This is a genomic window from Thermosynechococcus sp. QS41 (assembly GCF_031583515.1).
In the GTDB taxonomy this organism is placed as follows: Bacteria; Cyanobacteriota; Cyanobacteriia; order Thermosynechococcales; family Thermosynechococcaceae; genus Thermosynechococcus.
Genome location: NZ_CP134181.1, coordinates 2,611,697 through 2,632,555, shown reverse-complemented (window position 1 = coordinate 2,632,555; position 20,859 = coordinate 2,611,697). Strand labels below are relative to the sequence as shown.

Below are 20,859 nucleotides of genomic sequence, written 5' to 3'. Positions count from 1 at the left end.
AATGGCAGTCTGAATGGCCATTGATCCTTATCGGCACCTGCTGCGGCCACTTCTTTTTTCTGGGTTGCAGGCGGATCCAGAATTTCTGCACCAGCAGTTTATCTCCCTCTGTGGGTGGCTTAATCAGGATCGTGCCCTGAGCACTTGGCTGCGGCAGCAACTTCAGCAACGCTATGCCCTTTCAGATCCCCGTTTAGAGCGGCAAATGTGGGGACTACGCTTTCCCAATCCCATTGGTTTGGCGGCAGGGTTTGATAAGAATGGCGTCGCCCGCAGTGTCTGGTCGGCCTTTGGCTTTGGCTTTGCGGAGTTGGGCACCGTCACTTGGCAGCCACAACCGGGAAATCCGCGTCCGCGCCTCTTTCGCCTAACAGCCGATCGCGCGGCGATTAATCGCATGGGGTTTAATAATGCCGGCGCAGAGGCCATGGCCGCCCTTTTGGAGCGATCGCCCCCGCCAACGATTCCCATCGGTATCAATTTGGGCAAGTCAAAAATCACCCCTTTGGAAGCTGCAAAAGAGGATTACTTAGCCAGTTTTCGCCGCCTGTATCCCCTTGGCGATTATTTCGTGATTAATGTGAGTTCTCCCAACACACCGGGGTTACGGGATCTGCAAGCCAAGGAACAACTAGAACCCATTTTGGAGACGCTACAAACCGCCAATCACCCCCGCAAGCCCCTGCTTCTGAAAATTGCCCCCGATTTGAGTTGGGAGCAGATTGCGGCAATTCTTGATCTGATTCAAACCTATGAACTCGCCGGCATTGTGGCCACCAATACCACCGTGGCACGGGAGGGGCTAAAAACCCAGATGATTCCGCAGACGGGGCGATCGCCGGCGGACGAGGCGGGAGGTCTCAGTGGTGCCCCTTTGCGCGATCGCGCTACCGCCGTGATTCGCTTTATCCACAAAGAGACCCAAGGCACTCTGCCGATTATTGGGGTAGGGGGGATTTTCACGCCAGAGGATGTGATCGAAAAACTCGCAGCCGGTGCAACACTGGTGCAACTCTACACCGGTTGGATTTACCAAGGACCGAGCCTATTGCGAGAGCTACTCCAAGGACTCTTAGCCCACGCCACCGATCAAGAGAAGCCAGAGAAATAGCGTCTGTGCCCTTGTCAAGGGGAGCATTCTAACTGTTAACTTTTCTATAGTATTGTCCCTATATTTTACGAAAGTATAAAAATATGACCGTTTCGCCCGAACAGATTGACCGCATTGTTTCCAACCAGCACCACGATCCCTTTGAAATTTTGGGATGTCACCAGATCAGTGAGAATGGCCAATCCGTGTGGGCGGTACGCGCCTATTTACCCAATGCCGAACGGGTGAGTGTCCTCTGTCCAGAGCAGCGGCAAGAGTATCCGATGACGCCAGTGCACCACCCCCACTTTTTTGAATGCCGCATTCCTCTGCCGGAACTGAATAATTATCAACTGAAAATTTATGAAAATGGCCACGAGCGGGTGATCTACGACCCCTATGCCTTCCGCTCCTCAAAGCTGACGGATTTTGATATTCATCTCTTTGCCGAGGGCAATCACCACCGCATCTATGAAAAACTCGGGGCACACCTGCTGACAGTGGATGGGGTTGAGGGGGTCTATTTTGCCGTCTGGGCACCCAATGCCCGCAATGTCTCTGTCATTGGCAACTTTAACCACTGGGATGGCCGCAAACACCAAATGGCACGGCGCGGCAATGGCATCTGGGAACTCTTTATCCCCGGCTTGGGTGTGGGCGAGCACTATAAGTACGAAATTAAGAACCAAGACGGCCACATCTACGAAAAATCAGATCCCTACGGCTTTTACCAAGAACCGCGTCCCAAGACCGCCTCTATTGTCACCGACCTCAACAGCTACGAATGGGGCGATAACGACTGGCTAGAAAAACGGCGCCACACCGACCCCCTGACGCAGCCGATTTCCGTCTTTGAGGTGCATTTAGGATCGTGGCTCCACGCCTCAATGGAAGCCCCCCCTATTGGTGCTGATGGCCAACCCCAAGAACCCGTACAGGTGGCAGAACTCAAGCCCTGGGCACGCTTTCTCACCTATCGCGAATTGGCGGCCAAACTCATTCCCTACGTCAAGGAATTGGGCTACACCCACATTGAACTCTTGCCCGTTGCTGAGCATCCCTTCGATGGCTCTTGGGGTTATCAAGTCACTGGCTACTACGCCCCCACCTCTCGCTATGGCAGTCCCCAAGACTTTATGTATTTCGTGGATCAGTGCCACCAAAACGGTATTGGTGTGATTGTGGATTGGGTACCGGGGCACTTTCCCAAGGATGGCCATGGGTTGGCCTTCTTTGATGGCACCCACCTCTACGAACACGCGGATCCGCGCAAGGGCGAACACAAGGAATGGGGCACCCTTGTCTTTAACTATGGTCGCCACGAAGTGCGCAATTTTCTGGTGGCCAATGCCCTCTTTTGGTTTGACAAGTACCACATTGATGGTATTCGCGTGGATGCCGTGGCCTCGATGCTCTATCTTGACTATGGCCGCAAAGAGGGTGAGTGGGTACCCAATGAGTATGGCGGACGGGAAAATTTAGAGGCGGCCAACTTCCTGCGCCAAGTGAACCACGTGATCTTTAGCTACTTTCCGGGGATTCTCTCGATCGCGGAGGAGTCAACGGCCTGGCCGATGGTCTCTTGGCCGACCTACATGGGGGGATTGGGCTTCAACCTGAAGTGGAATATGGGTTGGATGCACGATATTCTGGACTACTTCAGCATGGATCCGTGGTTCCGCCAGTTCCACCAAAACAATGTCACCTTCAGTATGTGGTATCACCACAGCGAGAACTTCATGCTGGCGCTCTCCCATGATGAGGTGGTGCACGGCAAGAGTCACATCATTGGCAAAATGCCGGGCGATCGCTGGCAGAAATTCGCGAATCTGCGCTGTTTATTTGCCTACATGTTCACTCACCCCGGCAAGAAAACAATGTTCATGGGGATGGAGTTTGCCCAATGGAGCGAGTGGAATGCCTGGAGCGATTTAGAGTGGCACCTGCTGCAATACGAACCCCACCAGCAAACCAAACGCTTCTTTGAGGATCTCAATCGCCTCTACCGTTCACAACCTGCCCTTTATACCCAAGATTTCAAACAGGAGGGCTTTGAGTGGATTGACTGTAGCGATAACCGCCATAGCGTTGTGTCCTTTATCCGCTGGGATAAGGACTACCAAGATTTTGTGGTTGTCGTCTGTAACTTTACACCGCAGCCCCATAGCCACTACCGCATTGGCGTGCCGGAGCATGGCTTCTATAGTGAACTCTTTAATAGTGATGCCCGCGAGTATGGCGGTAGCAACATGGGTAACTTGGGCGGTAAATGGGCGGATGAGTGGCCTTACCACAACCGCCGCTACTCCCTTGATCTCTGCTTGCCCCCCTTGGCAGTGCTGATCTTGAAACTGGATCGCGAGAAAACAGCCGCTGAGCGGGCACGCTATAATCTCACACCCTAACCTTCAGGGAGGAGCTGGCCGGCCTGGACTTGCCAGAGGCCGTAATAGACGCCCTGCTGCGCCAAGAGTGCTTCGTGTGTCCCCTGTTCAACAATGTCGCCCTGCTCTAGAACGTAAATGCAGTCGGCGTGGCGAATCGTCGAGAGGCGGTGGGCAATGGCAATGGTGGTGCGATGGGCGGTAATGTGGGCTAGCGATCGCTGGATGGCGGCTTCGGTTTCGTTATCCACGGCGGAGGTGGCTTCATCGAGCACTAGAATCGGTGGATCTTTGAGCAGGGCGCGGGCGATCGCCAGCCGCTGCCGCTGACCGCCGGAGAGTTTTTGTCCCCGTTCGCCGACCACCGTGTCGTACCCTTGGGGCAGTTGCTCGATAAAGTCATGGGCTTCCGCCAATTTTGCAGCATGCACAACGTCTGCTAGGGTGGCCTGGGGGCTGCCATAGGCAATGTTCTCAAAGACGGTGCCATGGAAGAGAAAGACATCCTGACTCACCCAACCAATGGCACGGCGCAAGTCCCGCAGCCGATACTCGCGAATATCCACCCCATCAATGAGAATGCGCCCTTCTTGCACCTCATAGAACCGCAGCAACAATTTCACAAGGGTACTTTTGCCGGATCCCGTGGAGCCGACAATGGCGATCGTCTGACCTGCAGGCACGTGCAAGCTGACATTTTTTAGCACCGGCGCCCGACCCGCGTAGGCAAAGCTAACGCATTCAAAGCGCACCTCTCCTTTGACATGGCGCGGATCAAGGGGGCGATCGCCCGTCCAAATCGCAATCGGCGTTTCCAGCAAATTCAGCACCCGCTGCGTTGAGGCCATGGCTCGCTGATATTGATCTAGGGTTTCCCCCAAACGGGTCAAGGGCCAGAGCAACCGTTGAATCAGATAGACCATCGTGCTGTAGGCGCCCACATCCAAACGCCCCTGAAAAGCGGCAAAGCCACCCAGCACCAACGTTCCCGTAAAGCCAAAGAGGATCACAAAGCGAATCAGAGGAATATAGGCAGCACTGAGGCGAATGGCGCGGCGATTACTCTGTTGGTAGGCTTCACTATCCCAGCGCAGGCGCTCCAATTCGTAAGCCTCGGCAGTAAAGCTCTTGATCGTTTGAATACCTGAGATATTGTTAGCCAAGCGTTCGTTGAGGCGTCCCGCCTTTTCCCGCACATCGGCATAACGAGGGGCGAGTCGCCGCTGAAAGATGACGGATCCCCAGAGAATAAAGGGCATCGGCAGCATCCCCCAGATCGCCACATTGGGCGCCAAATAAAAGAAAATCCCACCAATCACTAAGACGGTGGTTGTGACTTGCAACACCTCGTTGGCACCGCCATCCAAAAAGCGCTCTAGTTGGTTAATGTCATCATTGAGAATCGAGAGCAACACCCCACTGCTGCGTTCTTCAAAAAACGCCAAATCCATCTCTTGGACATGGGCATAGGTCTCAAGGCGCAGGTCGTGTTGAATCTGCTGGGCTAGGTTGCGCCAACTGCGGGCATAGGCATACTCAAAGAGGGATTCCAAGCTCCAGATCACAAATGATAGGCCGGCCAAGGCCAACAGTTGCTGCTCAAAGGTCACCAGCCCCCAGCGGGCGAAGAGGGAATCCTGCCGCTTCACCACCAGATCCACAGCAATTCCAATCAGAACGGGGGGAGCGAGATCAAAAATTTTATTGAGGATAGAGTAGAGGGAGGCAAGCCCCACTTGGCGTTGGTAGCGTTGGCTGTGGTGCAGCAGTCGTAAAAACGGATGCAAGGCTTCTTGGCCTCCCCAAAGTGCAGGATGATCGCGGGCAAGCAAATCACTCGCCTAATTCTTAAGATAGGCTAAAGAATTGCCCCTTGGGGAACAACGCCGCCAACGCTACTGCCTACCTCTTAAACGGATGCTTTTCCTGCCTCCTGAATCGGTACCCACTCCGTATGGAAGGTTCCCGGTTTATCGATCCGCTCGTAGGTATGGGCACCAAAGAAGTCCCGCTGTGCTTGGGTGAGATTTTGCGGCAGGCGATCGCGCCGATAGCTATCGAAGTACTCCAAGGACGCGCCAAAGGCGGGCACAGCAATCCCAGCACGGGTCGCCTCCACCAACACCTCCCGCCACGCCGCCTGTTTATCGAGGATGGTTTGCCGAAACTCCGGCGCCAGCAGCAGATTGGCCAGTTGGGGATTTTCGCTGTAGGCCTGCTTGATCTTATTCAGGAAGCCAGCGCGAATAATGCAGCCCCCTTTCCAGATGCGGGCAATCTCGCCAAGGTTTAGTTGATTATCAAAGAGTTCTTGGGAGCCTTTGGCAATCAGCGCCATCCCTTGGGCATAGGAGCAGATTTTCGAGCAGTAGAGGGCATCGCGAATTTTGCCGATGAATTCTTCAGTATTGCCGCTAAAGTGAGCCGCAGGGCCGGGGAGGACTTGAGCAGCCGCCATCCGTTCGGCTTTGATGGAGGACATGATGCGGGCATTCACGGCAGCGGTAATCGTTGGAATGGCCACCCCCATTTCAAGGGCACTTTCCACCGTCCAGCGACCGGTTCCCTTTTGACCTGCCGCATCCACAATCACATCCACAAGGGGCAAATGGGTTTCTGGGTCAATATAGGTGAAAATCTGGCTAGTAATTTCAATCAAAAATGAGTTGAGTTCGGGGGTCTCATTCCAACTTTTGAAAACCTCATGAAGTTGCTGGTGATTGAGGCCAAGGAGGTTTTTCAGCAGGTCATAGGCCTCGGCAATGAGTTGCATATCGCCATACTCAATACCGTTGTGCACCATCTTGACAAAGTGACCCGATCCCCCCGGCCCAATGTAGGTGACACAGGGGCCATCATCCACTTGCGCTGCAATTTTGGTGAGAATGGGTTCGAGGGCTTGATAGGCCTCCCGACTGCCACCGGGCATGAGACTTGGGCCATTGAGGGCACCTTCTTCACCACCGCTGACCCCCATACCAAAGAAGCAGAGTCCTGCCGCCTCCATTTCAGCAACGCGGCGTTCGGTATCCGTGTAGAGGGAGTTGCCCCCATCAATGAGGATGTCGCCCGGTTCAAGGAGTGGCTTGAGTTGCTGGATCAGGTCATCCACGGGTTTGCCGGCTTTGACCATCGCCAAAATGCGGCGGGGACGCGACAGGGAAGCAACAAATTCCTCAAGACGATAGGTGGCCTTGAAGCGACGGCCGGCGGCTCGTTCGGCCATGAAAGCTTCAGTGCGGGCGGGGGTGCGATTATAAACCGCCACGGAGAATCCATTTCGCTCCACATTGAGGGCAAGGTTTTCCCCCATGACAGCGAGGCCAATGACGCCAAAATCTTGCTGTGACATACATCCGTCCTGCAATGGCAAGGATCACTTCCACCATAGCGGCAAGCTCAGCCAGAGGAATGGAAGAAGACGTTAAGGTTCACTAGCGGTTGATGTCCCGCAGCAGACAGCGCAGGTTGTCCCACGTGCTCAGGTAGATCAGGTTATCAATTTGCCAGCGATCGCTCCCTTGGCGCAGGAGTACTTTAATCGGCACAGGCGTTCCCGATCGCCCCCGTAGACCTACCATAACCTCAATATCCACTTCCGCCACTTGGGGATGATTGGGCGATCGCCGCACGTTGCGCACTTTCACCCCTTGAGTACTCACTTGGGTAAAGGAAAAGGGATCAAAGTCTAGCCAAGCGCCATCCCGTGGCTGTTTGCGAAAGGCTTGCATCAACTGCTGGTATAGATCGGGCGTAAACGCTGCTCGCTGCTGAGAGAACCGTTGGCGGCCTTGATCTTGGTTTCGCACCCACCACTGATAAAATTGGCTCACCACTGTTTCTGGTGCTGAGCTGGCGATCGCCCCCGTCTCGATGACAAGGGCAAGACTAACGCCGAGGGGCAACCACCACTGCATCGGCTAGGCCAAACCCACCAGTTTTTCGCTCAACTCCCACAGGCGGCGCGCTTTTTGCTCATCACTGCCCTCTGCCGAGAGTTCTTGGACAAAGGCTTTGCGGCCCTCTTTTTGGCGGTTACCCCAACTCCAGTGCACCCCCGACTGGCGAAACTCTGGGTCGGCCACCACCATTGCGACGCGCTCACCCGCTAGTTCTTGACTGACATAGCCCCCCGTGATGTTTTTCTGGAAGAGGGGGAAGAGCTTCTGGAAGAGGGGAAAGTGGTTGCGAAAGAGGGGGGTGTCCGCCACACAGCCCGGATACAAGGAGCTAAAGACAATCCCCGTCGAATCATGGAAGCGGCGATGTAGTTCCCGCACCGTGAGCATATTGCAGAGCTTGCTGTCTTTATAGGCCTTGCCCGACTTGAAGGGCTTGCCGTTAATCATGGCGATGGGTTTCTTGAAGCCCTTCTCAAAGCCTTCGAGGTTGCCCAAATCAGGAGGCGCAGGAATGGGAATTTTACCGCCGAGTTCTTTGCGGTTGGCCGTCACCGTGCCGAGAATCACCAAGCGCTTATCGCTTTCGGGAGACTTCTTCAAATCATCGAGGAGGAGGTTGGCCAAAAGAAAGTGCCCCAAATGGTTGGTGGCCACACTGATTTCATAGCCATCCACACTGTAGATCGGTTCCTTAAGCAGGGGATAATAGACAGCGGCATTGCAGACCAAGGCACGCAAGGGGTGATTCAATGCCCGAAATGACTCCACAAAGCCGCGCACACTGGCCAACGAGGACAAGTCCAAATGCAAAATCGTGTAGGCCTGCGGCGGAATCTGCAAGTCTTTGGCGGCTTGCTCTGCTTTTTCAAGATTGCGGCAGGCCATAACAACGTGCCAGCCCCGATTAGCTAAGGCTTTGGTGGCATACAATCCGACTCCAGAGGATGCACCCGTAATAATGACCGTTGGGCGTGGCTGATCACTCATAGGTTCTGTGGCATACCTGCGGTAACGTCGCTATTGATCCTGCCATAGAAGCGATCGCCCCCTAGGCGCACCCCTAGGGATCATTTACAGTTACTTAATAAATAGACTCGATAGTTAATCAAGTTTTGTATCTAGCTCGCCTCTCCCCTATTTTCAGGATTAACCCGACTCTATGACTATCTCCCAACCCCTGCCGCCGTGGCTGCGCAAACCCCTTGGCAAAGCCAGTGAGATCTCCACCGTGCAACGCCTCGTGCGCCACTATGGCATCCACACCATCTGTGAAGAGGGGCGCTGTCCCAATCGCGGTGAATGCTATGCCCAAAAAACCGCCACTTTTTTACTCTTAGGCGCCACCTGTACCCGTGCCTGCGCTTTTTGCCAAGTGGAGAAAGGCCACGCTCCTGCTGCCGTTGATCCAGAGGAACCAGCAAAAATTGCGGCTGCTGTGGCTACCTTAGGATTGCGCTATGTAGTTTTAACCTCTGTGGCTCGCGATGACCTAGCCGATCAGGGGGCGGGTCAATTTGTTGCGACCATGCACGCGATTCGCCAACGCTGTCCCGGCACGGAAATTGAAGTCCTCACCCCCGACTTTCGTATGGATCGGGGACGCTTGAGCCAACGGAACTGCATTGCCCAAATTGTGGCGGCACAGCCTGCCTGCTACAACCACAACCTCGAAACTGTACGCCGCTTGCAAGGCCCGGTGCGACGGGGTGCCACCTATGAGAGTTCACTGCGGGTCTTGGCCACGGTTAAGGAACTGAATCCCCACCTTCCCACCAAGTCGGGCTTGATGTTGGGCTTGGGAGAAACCGAAGCAGAGGTGATTCAAACTCTAAAAGATTTGCGAGCCGTGGGGTGCGATCGCCTGACCTTGGGGCAATACCTGCCCCCCTCGTTGAATCGTTTACCTGTGGTCAAGTATTGGACACCTGAAGAATTTAACACCTTGGGCAAGATTGCCCGCGAACTCGGCTTTTCCCATGTGCGATCGGGGCCTCTTGTACGTAGCTCCTACCATGCAGCAGATGCCGCGCCAACCCAAGAAGCGTGATAGGTACTTCATTCAATCAGGAAAGTATTTGCCCCTTGTGGTGACCATTGCCGCACCGCGATCGCGAATCAACGCCTTGGCTGCCCGCTCAACGCGATAGCCAAAAAACAGAGGGCGAATTTCCTCAGTCGCTTCCACTTGAGCCACTAGATTCAAAAACCGCTCCACCTCAGATTCGGTGATATTGCTTTTGACTTCCCCCAACACTAGAATCGGCTCTCCATGAACTTGACCCCGGATAACCAAGTCAAACTCATCACTGCCGTTGCGCAGCGGCAGGACATCCCGCTCACAAAATTCGATTTCCATGCCCCAGCGATGTTCTAGGATTTCGGGCACCACTTCCAGAGCAAGGTCTTCTAGGGACCCACCGAGAGCTTCACTGAGACCGCCCACTTGGCGTGCGAGTTGTTTGACGGCTCGTTCAGTGCGCTTTTGCGCTTCAGCCAGTTCTGCAACAGCAACAGCTAGCTGATCCACTCGTTCTTCAGTGCGTTTTTGAGCTTGGGCGAGTTCTTCAACTCGTTCTTCAGTGCGTTTTTGGGCTTGGGCGAGTTCTTCAACTCGTTCTTCAGTGCGTTTTTGGGCTTGGGCGAGTTCTTCAACTCGTTCTTCAGTGCGTTTTTGGGCTTGGGCGAGTTCTTCAACCCGTTCTTCAGTGCGTTTTTGGGCTTGGGCGAGTTCTTCAACTCGTTCTTCAGTGCGTTTTTGGGCTTGAGCTAATTCGCCTACGATGGACTTCAGCTCATTGAAGTCTCTTGCTTTCACCAAATCGTTGTAGGCTTCATGGATGACTTCTGCAAGCAGATGCGCCTGCTCGGGAGGAAACGCCGCCCGCAGCTTTTCTTCGAGGACAGAGGTCATTGCATCTATGAAATCTTGGCTGTACTTTCTATTGTACCGACCAAGCAGAACTTCTCTGGTTGCCACCCCCTCTATCAGAAAGGCTCCTTGTGTGCAGCTCGTACCACGCCAGCCAGACGGATGAAATTCCAGTGTCAACAAATCAAAACAAAGTATTTGACAAATCAAAGGGGAAGCACTTAGAATCTATCAGAACTTGCATAATCGGCTTGCAACACATTTAAGCCATATTGTGTAAGCTAAGTACTAGGGGACAGCAGAATGAATTGATCGCTCTGCCGAACCCAGACGCTCGTGAGTGAGGAGTAACATCGTGAAAAAGACGTACCTGTTAGCAGGTAGCTTGAGCCTACTGGGTGTGGTCGCAGGGGCTAACATTGCTACCGCGAATGAACCCGCCAACTTCGAAAACCTAATTGCTGCTGAACCACAAAATCTCCAAGTTTCTGAAGCACTGCCTGCCCCCAACACCATTGCAGACGCTTCGAGCACGATTACCTCTGTCAATCAGCTTCTGGCCAACGAAGAATCCATGGGGCAGGTGACCTCTGTCTCGCAGCTGTCTGACGTGCGTCCCACCGACTGGGCCTACCAAGCCCTCGCCTCCTTGGTTGAAAAGTATGGCTGTATCGCGGGTTATCCTGATGGCACCTTCCGTGGCAACCGTGCCGCCACCCGTTATGAAATGGCAGCAGCATTGAACGCCTGCCTCGATGTGATTAGCGATCGCTTTGCCACCAAAGAAGACCTCGCGACTCTTCAGAGACTCATGGATGAGTTCGCTGCCGAACTCGCCACCCTGCGCGGTCGCGTGGACAACCTCGAAGCCCGCACCGCTGCCCTTGAAGCCACTCAGTTCTCGACAACGACCAAGCTCACGGGTACGGCGGTGATGTCGGTGCAGTACGGTGGTCGCCAAAGTAGTAATAGCACTTTTCGCTCCGTGCGTCCTGGTCCCGATCCTGCTACCCCAGGTAACAATATTAATCTTGGCGGCGGTAACTTTATTTCACTTGCCTCCGGACGTCCAAATCCGACGGTTATTTCTGCCGTTCTGCTGAACCTGAATACCAGCTTTACCGGCACTGATTTGCTGCAAACCACCCTGTCTACGGGCAATGGCGGTCGCGATGCCATTAGCACCTATGGTCTGGGTTTGCAAATAAACTCGACCCTCGGAGCTGGCAATACATTTAATGGGCCACTTCCCTACTTTAGCCCCAGCCAGTACTACTGGTCGAACTTTGGTCCGAATGTGGAGCTATACCGCCTAGCCTATACGTTTAAGCCCACCCAAGATATCACCATTACTGCAGGGACACGGTTCTATCCGAGCGACATCATTGACACCAATAGCTGGGCGAACTCTCCTACCAGTGACTTTGGCACTTACTTCTTCCTCAACAACCCCTTCATTGTGCCCTACGCCATGAACTACCTAGGGGGTGCAGGGGTTGCTATCCAGTGGAACCCCAATGAAGGTCCTTTTACTGTGCGGGCATTGTATCTTGCGGCAGAGCCAGGACGAGCTAATTCTGGCATTGCCCCTCCAAGTCCGGGGGGTGGGTTTGCGGGTGATCCCTACCAAGCTTCCTTGGAGTTGGAGTATGCCAACACCTTTGGCAATGGTCGCAACAGTTATGCGGTGAAGCTTCAAGGTACCTACTCCAAAACCTATGGCATTGAGGCGCAAGCGGGGGGCATCAACTTTGAGCTCAATCTGGGTCGCTTGGGCATCTTTGGCCGTGCAGGGGTAGCAGGGATTCCCAATGGCTACTTCCCCAATGTTTCGCCCCTACCGTTTTCTATTTTTGGTGCCCCTGCCGCTGGCATGATGGCCTATAACTTTATGGCGGGTATTGGCTACAAAGACTTGCTGGTGCCAGGTTCAGTACTGGCGGCAGCAGCGGGTGCGCCGTTTATCAACAGTGCACCTAGTCTTGGTGTCATTAACAATGCCAATCAGGTCAACATTGAGGCCTTTTACAAATTCCCCATCAGTGACAACATCAGCATCACGCCTATCTTCACAGCGATTATCAACCCCAACAATACCAATGGGGGTGGGGTTATTTCTGGTCAGCCGATTCTGCAAGGCGTGATTCGGACTACGTTCACGTTCTAGAGCGGGTGAATTTGCCCTCACCCTAGATCCCTCTCCCCTGTGGAGGGGGATTTTTTTACGGGAAGTATTTACCGCGGGTGGTGACCATTACCGCGTCGCGATCGCGAATCAACGCCTTGGCTGCACGCTCAACGCGATAGCCAAAAAAGAGGGGGCGAACCTCCTCGGGCGCTTCCACCTGAGCCACAAGATTCAAAAATCGCTCTACCTCTGATTCGGTGATGTTGCTTTTTACTTCCCCGAGTACCAAGATTGGTCGCCCTGCCAACTGACCCCGAATCACTAAATCAAATTCATACTCCCCATTGTGCAGGGGGAGGGTGTCGCGGTCACAGAACTCAATTTCCATGCCCCAGCGATATTCCAGAATTTCGGGCACCACCTCAAGGGCGAGGTCTTCCAGCGACCCACCCAAGGCTTCACTGAGTCCACCCACTTGGCGTGCGAGTTGTTTGACCGCTCTCTCGGTGCGCTCTTGGGCTGCCGCCAGTTCTTCTACCCGTTCTTCCGTCCGTTTCTGCGCTTGAGCCAGTTCTGCAACGGTGACAGTCAGTTGATCCACCCGTTCTTCCGTCCGCTTCTGGGCTTGCGCCAGATCCGCGACAATCGTCTTTAGTTCGTTAAAGTCTTTGGCCTTCACCAAGTCGTCATAGGCCTCGCGAATTACTTCCGCCAGTAGGTGCGCCTGTTCTGGCGAGAACGCTGTCCGTAGTTTTTCTTCGAGTGCAGAGGTCATTGCTAGTGCTGATTAGCCATATTCCCATTCTAGGGAAAGTACTTGCCGCGTGTGGTGACCATTACCGCGTTGCGATCGCGAATCAACGCCTTGGCTGCACGCTCAACGCGATAGCCAAAGAAGAGGGGGCGAACCTCCTCGGGCGCTTCCACCTGAGCCACAAGATTCAAAAATCGCTCCACCTCTGATTCGGTGATGTTACTTTTCACTTCCCCGAGTACCAAGATTGGTCGCCCTGCCACCTGACCCCGAATCACTAAATCAAATTCATACTCCCCATTGTGCAGGGGGAGGGTGTCGCGGTCACAGAACTCAATTTCCATGCCCCAGCGATATTCCAGAATTTCGGGCACCACCTCAAGGGCAAGGTCTTCCAGCGACCCACCCAAGGCTTCACTGAGTCCACCCACTTGGCGTGCGAGTTGTTTGACCGCTCTCTCGGTGCGCTCTTGGGCTGCCGCCAGTTGATCCATTCGTTCCTCTGTTCGTTTCTGAGCTGCCGCCAGTTCTTCTACCCGTTCTTCCGTCCGTTTCTGCGCTTGAGCCAGTTCTGCAACGGTGACAGTCAGTTGATCCACCCGTTCTTCCGTCCGCTTCTGGGCTTGCGCCAGATCCGCGACAATCGCCTTTAGTTCGTTAAAGTCTTTGGCCTTCACCAAGTCGTCATAGGCCTCGCGAATTACTTCCGCCAGTAGGTGCGCCTGTTCTGGCGAGAACGCTGTCCGTAGTTTTTCTTCGAGTGCAGAGGTCATTGCTAGTGCTGATTAGCCATATTCCCATTCTAGGGAAAGTACTTGCCGCGTGTGGTGACCATTACCGCGTTGCGATCGCGAATCAACGCTTTAGCTGCACGCTCAACGCGATAGCCAAAGAAGAGGGGGCGAATCTCCTCGGGCGCTGCCACCTGAGCGACAAGATTCAAAAATCGCTCCACCTCTGATTCGGTGATGTTACTTTTCACTTCCCCGAGTACCAAGATTGGTCGCCCTGCCACCTGACCCCGAATCACTAAATCAAATTCATACTCCCCATTGCGCAGGGGGAGGGTGTCGCGGTCACAGAACTCAATTTCCATGCCCCAGCGATATTCCAGAATCTCGGGCACCACCTCAAGGGCGAGGTCTTCCAGCGACCCACCCAAGGCTTCACTGAGTCCACCCACTTGGCGTGCGAGTTGTTTCACTGCTCTCTCGGTGCGCTCTTGGGCTGCCGCCAGTTGATCCACTCGTTCTTCTGTTCGTTTCTGAGCTGCCGCCAGTTCTTCGAGCCGTTCTTCCGTTCGTTTTTGAGCTTGCGCGAGTTCTTCAACTCGTTCCTCAGTCCGCTTCTGCGCTGCCGCCAATTCTTCTACCCGTTCTTCCGTCCGCTTCTGCGCTTGAGCCAGTTCTGCAACGGTGACAGTCAGTTGATCGACCCGTTCTTCCGTGCGCTTCTGGGCTTGAGCCAGATCGGCCACAATTACTTTCAGTTCATTGAAGTCTTTGGCCTTCACCAAGTCGTCATAGGCCTCACGGATCACTTCCGCCAGTAGGTGCGCTTGTTCTGGTGAGAATGCCGTCCGTAGCTTTTCTTCAAGTGCAGAGGTCATTGTCAGTGTTGATCGGTCATATCCCCATTCTACTTAGGGAAAGTACCTGCCGCGTGTGGTGACCATTACCGCGTTGCGATCGCGAATCAACGCTTTAGCTGCACGCTCAACGCGATAGCCAAAAAAGAGGGGACGAACCTGCTCGGGCGCTTCCACCTGAGCGACAAGATTCAAAAATCGCTCCACCTCTGATTCGGTGATGTTACTTTTCACTTCCCCGAGTACCAGGATTGGTCGCCCTGCCACCTGACCCCGAATCACTAAATCAAATTCATACTCCCCATTGCGCAGGGGGAGGGTGTCGCGGTCACAGAACTCAATTTCCATGCCCCAGCGATATTCCAGAATTTCGGGCACCACCTCAAGGGCGAGGTCTTCCAGCGACCCACCCAAGGCTTCACTAAGTCCACCCACTTGGCGTGCGAGTTGTTTCACTGCTCTCTCGGTGCGCTCTTGGGCTGCCGCCAGTTGATCCACTCGTTCTTCGGTGCGCTTCTGGGCTTGTGCCAGTTCGGCAACGGTAACGGTCAGTTGATCCACCCGTTCTTCCGTCCGCTTCTGGGCTGCCGCGAGTTCTTCAACTCGTTCCTCAGTCCGCTTCTGAGCTGCCGCGAGTTCTTCGAGCCGTTCTTCCGTGCGCTTCTGGGCTTGAGCCAGATCCGCGACAATCGCCTTTAGTTCGTTAAAGTCTTTGGCCTTCACCAAGTCGTCATAGGCCTCACGGATCACTTCCGCCAGTAGGTGCGCCTGTTCTGGCGAGAACGCCGTCCGTAGCTTTTCTTCAAGTGTAGAGGTCATAGATAATTATGGTTCAGAGAGGAGAGGCATCATTATTTTTGAGACAACGGATCTGCTTTACTATCCTTTGTGAAGGTCATTAACTTTTCTGAAGTTTTCTTTCATTTTTTCGCCGATACCGCTTAATATAATCAACACACCAGTATTCTGAAGCACATCTCTCACTTTAAGGAGAGGAAAACATCTCAATTGGTTTTATTGTCAAATATCGCTGGCTGCTGCCGGAGTAGGACGAAACTTCGGTGGGGGTAGCAGCTTGGAGGTTAATATGATGACATCAGATCGCGGTTTTAGTGGCGGGGGAACACCACAGTTTACAGAAACGCTTCAGCCGGAACGATTACTCCAGCAACTCAGCACTTCAGGAGGCACAGGTTGCTTCAGGGTGAGCGTTCAAGGGCAGCAGTGGTTTCTCTACTTTGATCAGGGAAGTATTGTCTATGCTACCCACACGATTGAACCGGGCGATCGCTTTGAGCGCCATTTGCGGCAACTCAGCCAAAGTGTTCCTGCCCTCGATCGCGAGTTACGTGCCCAAGTCCGACGGCAATGGGAACAGGCCAACACCCCCACCCCGATCTATGAATATGAGAGTCTGCGCTGGTTGCTTACTCAAGACATCATTACCCCAGAGCACTTCAGCCGCCTAGTCGAGGGGCTGATCGTTGAAGTCCTAGAGTCGTTCTTATATCTCAAGAGCGGTCACCATCAACTTGTGCCCTATGTTGAAGTGCCAATTGTCAGCCGCTTTGACGCCACCCGACTGATTCAGCAGTGCAAATCCCGAATTCAGCAGTGGCTCAGCCTTGGCCACAAAATTGTCTCGCCTTTTCAGCGCCCCTACTTCTTTAGTGGTGCGCAAGTCAATTTAACCCCAGAGCAGCAGCAACGCTTGGGGTCGATGTTGCGGGGGTTTAGCTTCCGCCACTTGGCCGTGCTCATGAACCAAAATGAAATTGCCTTGGTGCGTAGCCTCTTACCCTTGATTGATAAAGGAGCCGTAGTCGTTCGTGAGCCGCAACACCCCTTTGATTTGCTGCCCAGTTTTGATGCCAGTTTGTGGCAGGAAACCACACCCACCGTTACAGAGGAGAGTGGCGATTTGGGCAGTGGCTTTTTTACCTCAAAAGTGCCAAACCGTACCTATCGGATCATCTGCATTGACGATAGTCCGACCATGCTCAATGAAATTAAGCGGTTTTTGGCGGATGATGCCTTTGAAGTCATTGCCCTCAATGATTCTGTAAAAGCCCTGATGGAGGTGATGCGCCTCAATCCAGATCTGATCCTGCTGGACGTGGGGATGCCCAACATTGATGGTTATAAGTTTTGTAAAGTCATTCGCAACCATGAACGCTTTAAGTCAGTGCCGATCATTATGGTCACGGGTAACACGGGCCTCATTGACCGCGCCAAGGCTCGCCTCGTGGGAGCGACGGACTATATGACCAAGCCCTTTACTCAGGCGGAACTCTTAAAAATGGTGTTTCAGTACTTGACGTAGTACAGGCAACCTGTGGGCAGTATATTGACAGTAATCGATTATTTGAATTGACATTTGGGAGATGACATGACGACGGTTTTAGTGGTGGAAGATACCCCCTCGGAAATGGCACTGATTACCTCGTTTCTTAAGGACTCTGGCTATACCGTCATTGCGGCCACCGATGCCAAGGAGGCTCTAGAAAAAGTCACGCAGTACAAGCCCGATGTGGTGGTGACGGATGTGGTGATGCCAGGGATGAGCGGCTTTGAACTTTGCCGCAGTCTCAAGAAAAATCCGGAAACAGAAAAGCTCCCCATTGTTGTCTGCACGTCGAAAAACCAAGAGCTAGACCGCCTTTGGGCAATGAAGCAGGGGGCAGATGCCTATGTCACGAAGCCCTTCAGCCGTGAGGATCTACTGCGGGCACTGAAGTCGGTGGTGGTGTAGCGATGCTTGGGGCAGCACCTTGGTTGAAGGATGGTGAGGGGCGGGGCGATTACCCAAAGAGTACACTACGCGATCGCCCCCAAGGGGCGCCCTATTTGCGTTTGGTTATCCACGACCAATTAACGGCATTGCTGCCGATGACTGAGATTCAGCAGGTGTTGGTGATCCCACCGCAACAGCTCACGGTGATTCCTAATATGGCCGCAGTGGTGATGGGACTGCTGAACTTTCGTAACCGCATTGTTTGGGTGCTGGATTTAGCCCACTTGCTCAACTTGGAGCCACTGGGTGCGGATATTTCGGTGTTGACGATCGCGTTGCTGCACACCCCCAAGGGATACCTAGGATTGGCGCTCAAGGAGGTACAGGGGATCGTCCGTCTTCCCGAGGGAGCCATTCAATCGCCTGTGGGTACAGTGAGCGCGGCGCTGGTTCCCTACCTCAAGGGCTGCTGTCGCTTAGGAGAGGAGTTGTTCTTTATCCTTGATGGGGCAGCGATCGCCGAAAGGTCTTGCTCAAGTGTTCTTGCTGTTGATGTCGGATAGCCCTGCTGTTAATGCTGTTAGGATGTGCCAACAATGACCACTGCCAAACCCTCCCTTGATATTCCTCCCTTGCCACCGTCGGTATTGAACTACCAACTCCCTCCCCTAGAGGAGGAAAAAGCCACAACCAACGGCAAATCCCCTGAGCAACCTGCATCCCCACCCCCCCCACCCCGCAAATTTTGGGGCTTACGTCCGAAACTGATTACCAGTGCCGTTGCCCTTGCAACACTGCCGATGATTGGTGTGGGCTTGGCGGCAAATGAAGTGGCGCGTCAACAACTGATGGAGCAGGTCTTGCAACTCCAGCAGCAGGAAGCCAGTAGTGCTGCACTCCAATTTGATAACTATCTGCGCGATCGCCGAGGGGATGCGCGCGTCTTGGCTTCGGTTTTGAATAATCGTTATAGCAGTGAAATTCAGCAGCGCGATCGCGCCCAACTGCAAGCCGTTCTCGATCAGTTCCTTGATGCTTACGTGGCCTATGACAGCGCCGCGATCATTGCCAACAATGGCCAAGGAACGGTTATTGCTCAATCCTCAGCGGGAAATCGTCTCGCCAACAATATTCTCCAAAATCAAGAGTACTTTAAGCTCGCGATCCAAACGCGGGGCGCGGTTTTAACCGTTGAGCCAACGCTGTCACTGCCAGAACGCCCCTTGGGGATGTTTTTAGCGGTACCGCTGATTAATCCTCAAAACCAGCAAATTATAGCGGTGCTGCGGTTGCGGGTACCCAAAAGCAGTATTCAGCAATTTCTGAAAACCTATGATCGCGCTCAGCAGCAGAGTTTTTACCTCGTAGAGCCGGGGGGAACGATCTTTGCTGCCTCTATTCCAGCATTGCAGGGTAAATCCCTAGAGGAAGTCTTTCCCAAACTGGCTCAGTCTAGGGACAATACCTCAGCAAGTACGCTAACAGAACGGCGCCGCTCTGATGGCGAGTCCCAAGTTCTCAGCTACACTACTGTTTCTCAACCCTTTGCCTCCCTTGTCCTCGGCACCGGCCAAGACTATGCCCTTAAACCCCTACAAAACCTGACATGGACACTCCTTTCGGGGGTGGTGGTGACGGCAATTGTGGCGGGGGCGATCGCCATCTACCTCAGCGATCGCGAGATTCAACCCCTGCTGCGAGCCACCAAGGCGGTGACGAAAATTGGTGAAGGAGATCTCCAAACCCGTCTGCCGGTGGAGGGGGATGATGAACTGGCAACCCTCAACCGCACGATTAACCAGATGGCTGAACGGCTAGAACAGTCCCTCACTGAAGCCCAACAGGCGGCTCGGCGGGCACAACAATTGCGCGATAGTATTTTCCATTTAACCCAGCAGAGCGATCGCCAGCAAATTCTCGATAATCTGGTCAATGAGGGGCGCCATCTTTTGGGGTGCGATCGCGTGATCTTCTATGAATTTGACGAGAACTATGTCGGCAAAGTCGTTGCCGAGTCTGTAGCCGTCGGCTGGCCTCAAGCCCTCGAACAGGTGATTGACGATCCCTGCTTCCGTCAAAATTGGGTTGATGCCTACACCAAAGGGCGCGTGCAAGCCACAGCAGACATTCTCAACGCGGGTCTGACGGAGTGCCACCTCAAACAACTTGCTCCCCTGAAGGTGCGAGCCAACTTAGTCGTTCCCGTGTTGGTGGAGAAAAAACTGGTCGCGCTTTTAATTGCCCACCAGTGCAGTGAGCCGCGTCAGTGGCAGCAGCCCGAAATTGATGCTTTCCTCCAGTTGGCCAACCAAGCCGGACTGGTGCTGGAGCGCAGCAAATTCCTTGAGCAGACCACCGCTGCCCAAAAAGAAGCAGAACGCCTTGCCCAGGAGCAACAGCAGCGTACGGAACGCATTCAAATGCAGTTGATTAACCTGCTCACCGAAGTCGAGGCGGCCTCCCAAGGGGATCTGACGGTACGGGCCGACATCACCGCCGATGAAATTGGTACCGTTGCCGACATCTTCAACTCCCTCATTGAGAGTCTGCGGGACGTGGTGGTGCAAGTGAAAGCCACCACGGAAAAAGTGAACACCGCCCTCTTGGCGGATGAGACAGCCATGACTGAGCTGGCAGAAGAATCGCTGCGGCAAGCCAAGAAAGTGAAGCGGATGCTGGAAGCGGTTGAGGCCATGTCCACCTCCATTGAATCCGTGGCCAACAGCGCCAACGAAGCGGCAGAAGTGGCCCGCAAAGCTTCAGAGCGAGCCGTGACCAGTGGTGAAACGATGGATGCCACCGTTGATAGCATTCTCCACCTGCGGGAAACCGTGGCCGAAACCGCCAAAAAGGTGAAACGCTTGGGCGAATCCTCGCAACAGATTTCCAAGGTGATTTCGCTGATTAACCAGATTGCCCTACAAACCAACCTCTTGGCCATCAATGCCAGTATTGAGGCGGCTCGTGCCGGTGAAGAAGGCCGCGGCTTTGCCGTGGTTGCCGAAGAGGTGGGTGAACTAGCGGCGCGATCGGCAGCGGCAACTCGCGAAATTGAGCACATCGTAGAAACAATTCAGCAGGAAACCCATGAGGTGGTGAGTGCCATGGAAACAGGTACGGCTCAGGTGGTTGAAGGCACCCGCCTTGTGGAGGTAACCAAGCAGAATCTCCAAGAAATTGTGCAGGTGTCGCAGCACATTGACGAGTTGGTGCAGTCCATTTCCCAAGCCACCGTCTCCCAAGCCCGCACCGCCAATACGGTGAACACGCTGATGCGCGATTTCGCCAAAGTCTCAGAGGGGATGTCGGCAACCTCCAAACAGATTTCCGAGTCTCTGCAAGCTACTGTGGATATGGCTCAGGAGCTACAAAACTCCGTCAACATCTTTAAGGTGACTGCTGAGGGATAA

17 protein-coding genes are annotated in these 20,859 nt (G+C 53.9%); 8 read left to right on the top strand and 9 right to left on the bottom strand.

Translation table 11 applies throughout. From position 1 onward, the window contains the following. The first annotated feature begins 19 nt into the window (after positions 1 to 19). Positions 20 to 1,111 carry a quinone-dependent dihydroorotate dehydrogenase gene (locus tag RHJ80_RS12920; RefSeq protein ID WP_315862935.1) on the top strand — a complete coding sequence of 364 codons (1,092 nt, stop codon included), beginning with the start codon at positions 20 to 22 and terminating at the stop codon, positions 1,109 to 1,111. An 83-nt stretch (positions 1,112 to 1,194) separates the two neighbouring features. Beyond that, positions 1,195 to 3,495: a 1,4-alpha-glucan branching enzyme gene (gene glgB / locus RHJ80_RS12915; protein ID WP_310801180.1), complete on the top strand. Its 2,301-nt coding sequence runs from the start codon at positions 1,195 to 1,197 to the stop codon at positions 3,493 to 3,495. Here the strand turns inward: glgB and RHJ80_RS12910 are convergent. The 4 genes from RHJ80_RS12910 to RHJ80_RS12895 all read right to left on the bottom strand — a co-directional run bounded on the left by RHJ80_RS12910 (position 3,492) and on the right by RHJ80_RS12895 (position 8,363). Continuing rightward, complete coding sequence (locus RHJ80_RS12910) at positions 3,492 to 5,306, bottom strand: ABC transporter ATP-binding protein (protein WP_310801179.1); 1,815 nt, start codon at positions 5,304 to 5,306, stop codon at positions 3,492 to 3,494. The genes glgB and RHJ80_RS12910 overlap by 4 nt on opposite strands. A gap of 77 nt (positions 5,307 to 5,383) precedes the next feature. Then, positions 5,384 to 6,826, bottom strand: a complete 1,443-nt coding sequence (gene gndA, locus RHJ80_RS12905; protein WP_310801178.1) for an NADP-dependent phosphogluconate dehydrogenase — start codon at positions 6,824 to 6,826, stop codon at positions 5,384 to 5,386. 82 nt (positions 6,827 to 6,908) lie between these two features. Continuing rightward, positions 6,909 to 7,391, bottom strand: coding sequence for a DUF3828 domain-containing protein (locus RHJ80_RS12900; RefSeq protein ID WP_302678494.1), 483 nt, complete (start codon positions 7,389 to 7,391; stop codon positions 6,909 to 6,911). Between the two features lie 3 nt (positions 7,392 to 7,394). Next, the gene (locus RHJ80_RS12895; RefSeq protein WP_310454449.1) at positions 7,395 to 8,363 is read right to left on the bottom strand and encodes a protochlorophyllide reductase; all 969 of its coding nucleotides are present in this window, start codon (positions 8,361 to 8,363) and stop codon (positions 7,395 to 7,397) included. A gap of 172 nt (positions 8,364 to 8,535) precedes the next feature. Here RHJ80_RS12895 and lipA point away from each other — a divergent pair, with 172 nt between their 5' ends. Continuing rightward, on the top strand, positions 8,536 to 9,423 hold the full coding sequence (lipA, locus tag RHJ80_RS12890; protein WP_310801177.1) for a lipoyl synthase: 888 nt from the start codon (positions 8,536 to 8,538) through the stop codon (positions 9,421 to 9,423). Between the two features lie 12 nt (positions 9,424 to 9,435). Here lipA and RHJ80_RS12885 read toward each other — a convergent pair whose 3' ends face one another. Beyond that, positions 9,436 to 10,287 carry a hypothetical protein gene (locus tag RHJ80_RS12885; protein ID WP_310801176.1) on the bottom strand — a complete coding sequence of 284 codons (852 nt, stop codon included), beginning with the start codon at positions 10,285 to 10,287 and terminating at the stop codon, positions 9,436 to 9,438. Between the two features lie 313 nt (positions 10,288 to 10,600). On the opposite strand from RHJ80_RS12885, the gene RHJ80_RS12880 reads away from it, so the two are divergent. Continuing rightward, the gene (locus tag RHJ80_RS12880; RefSeq protein ID WP_310801175.1) at positions 10,601 to 12,412 is read left to right on the top strand and encodes an iron uptake porin; all 1,812 of its coding nucleotides are present in this window, start codon (positions 10,601 to 10,603) and stop codon (positions 12,410 to 12,412) included. A gap of 55 nt (positions 12,413 to 12,467) precedes the next feature. Here the strand turns inward: RHJ80_RS12880 and RHJ80_RS12875 are convergent, their stop codons facing one another. Genes RHJ80_RS12875 through RHJ80_RS12860 form a run of 4 tightly spaced genes read right to left on the bottom strand, consistent with a single transcriptional unit; the run spans position 12,468 to position 15,534 of the window. Further along, complete coding sequence (locus tag RHJ80_RS12875; protein ID WP_310801174.1) at positions 12,468 to 13,148, bottom strand: hypothetical protein; 681 nt, start codon at positions 13,146 to 13,148, stop codon at positions 12,468 to 12,470. A gap of 29 nt (positions 13,149 to 13,177) precedes the next feature. Beyond that, a complete protein-coding gene (locus tag RHJ80_RS12870; RefSeq protein WP_310801173.1) occupies positions 13,178 to 13,900 on the bottom strand; it encodes a hypothetical protein in 723 nt (240 codons plus the stop codon). Between the two features lie 29 nt (positions 13,901 to 13,929). Beyond that, complete coding sequence (locus tag RHJ80_RS12865; protein WP_310801172.1) at positions 13,930 to 14,736, bottom strand: hypothetical protein; 807 nt, start codon at positions 14,734 to 14,736, stop codon at positions 13,930 to 13,932. Between the two features lie 33 nt (positions 14,737 to 14,769). Then, a complete protein-coding gene (locus tag RHJ80_RS12860) occupies positions 14,770 to 15,534 on the bottom strand; it encodes a hypothetical protein (protein ID WP_310801171.1) in 765 nt (254 codons plus the stop codon). A gap of 268 nt (positions 15,535 to 15,802) precedes the next feature. Between RHJ80_RS12860 and RHJ80_RS12855 the strand changes: the two genes are divergently transcribed. The 4 genes from RHJ80_RS12855 (at position 15,803) to RHJ80_RS12840 (ending at position 20,859) form a co-directional block, all read left to right on the top strand. Further along, positions 15,803 to 17,038 carry a response regulator gene (locus RHJ80_RS12855; RefSeq protein ID WP_310801170.1) on the top strand — a complete coding sequence of 412 codons (1,236 nt, stop codon included), beginning with the start codon at positions 15,803 to 15,805 and terminating at the stop codon, positions 17,036 to 17,038. A 66-nt stretch (positions 17,039 to 17,104) separates the two neighbouring features. After that, entirely contained in the window at positions 17,105 to 17,467 is a 363-nt protein-coding gene (locus RHJ80_RS12850) for a PleD family two-component system response regulator (RefSeq protein ID WP_149821479.1), read from the top strand. Positions 17,468 to 17,469: 2 nt separating this feature from the next. Then, a complete protein-coding gene (locus tag RHJ80_RS12845) occupies positions 17,470 to 18,012 on the top strand; it encodes a chemotaxis protein CheW (RefSeq protein WP_310801169.1) in 543 nt (180 codons plus the stop codon). A gap of 33 nt (positions 18,013 to 18,045) precedes the next feature. Beyond that, positions 18,046 to 20,859 carry a methyl-accepting chemotaxis protein gene (locus RHJ80_RS12840; protein WP_310801168.1) on the top strand — a complete coding sequence of 938 codons (2,814 nt, stop codon included), beginning with the start codon at positions 18,046 to 18,048 and terminating at the stop codon, positions 20,857 to 20,859.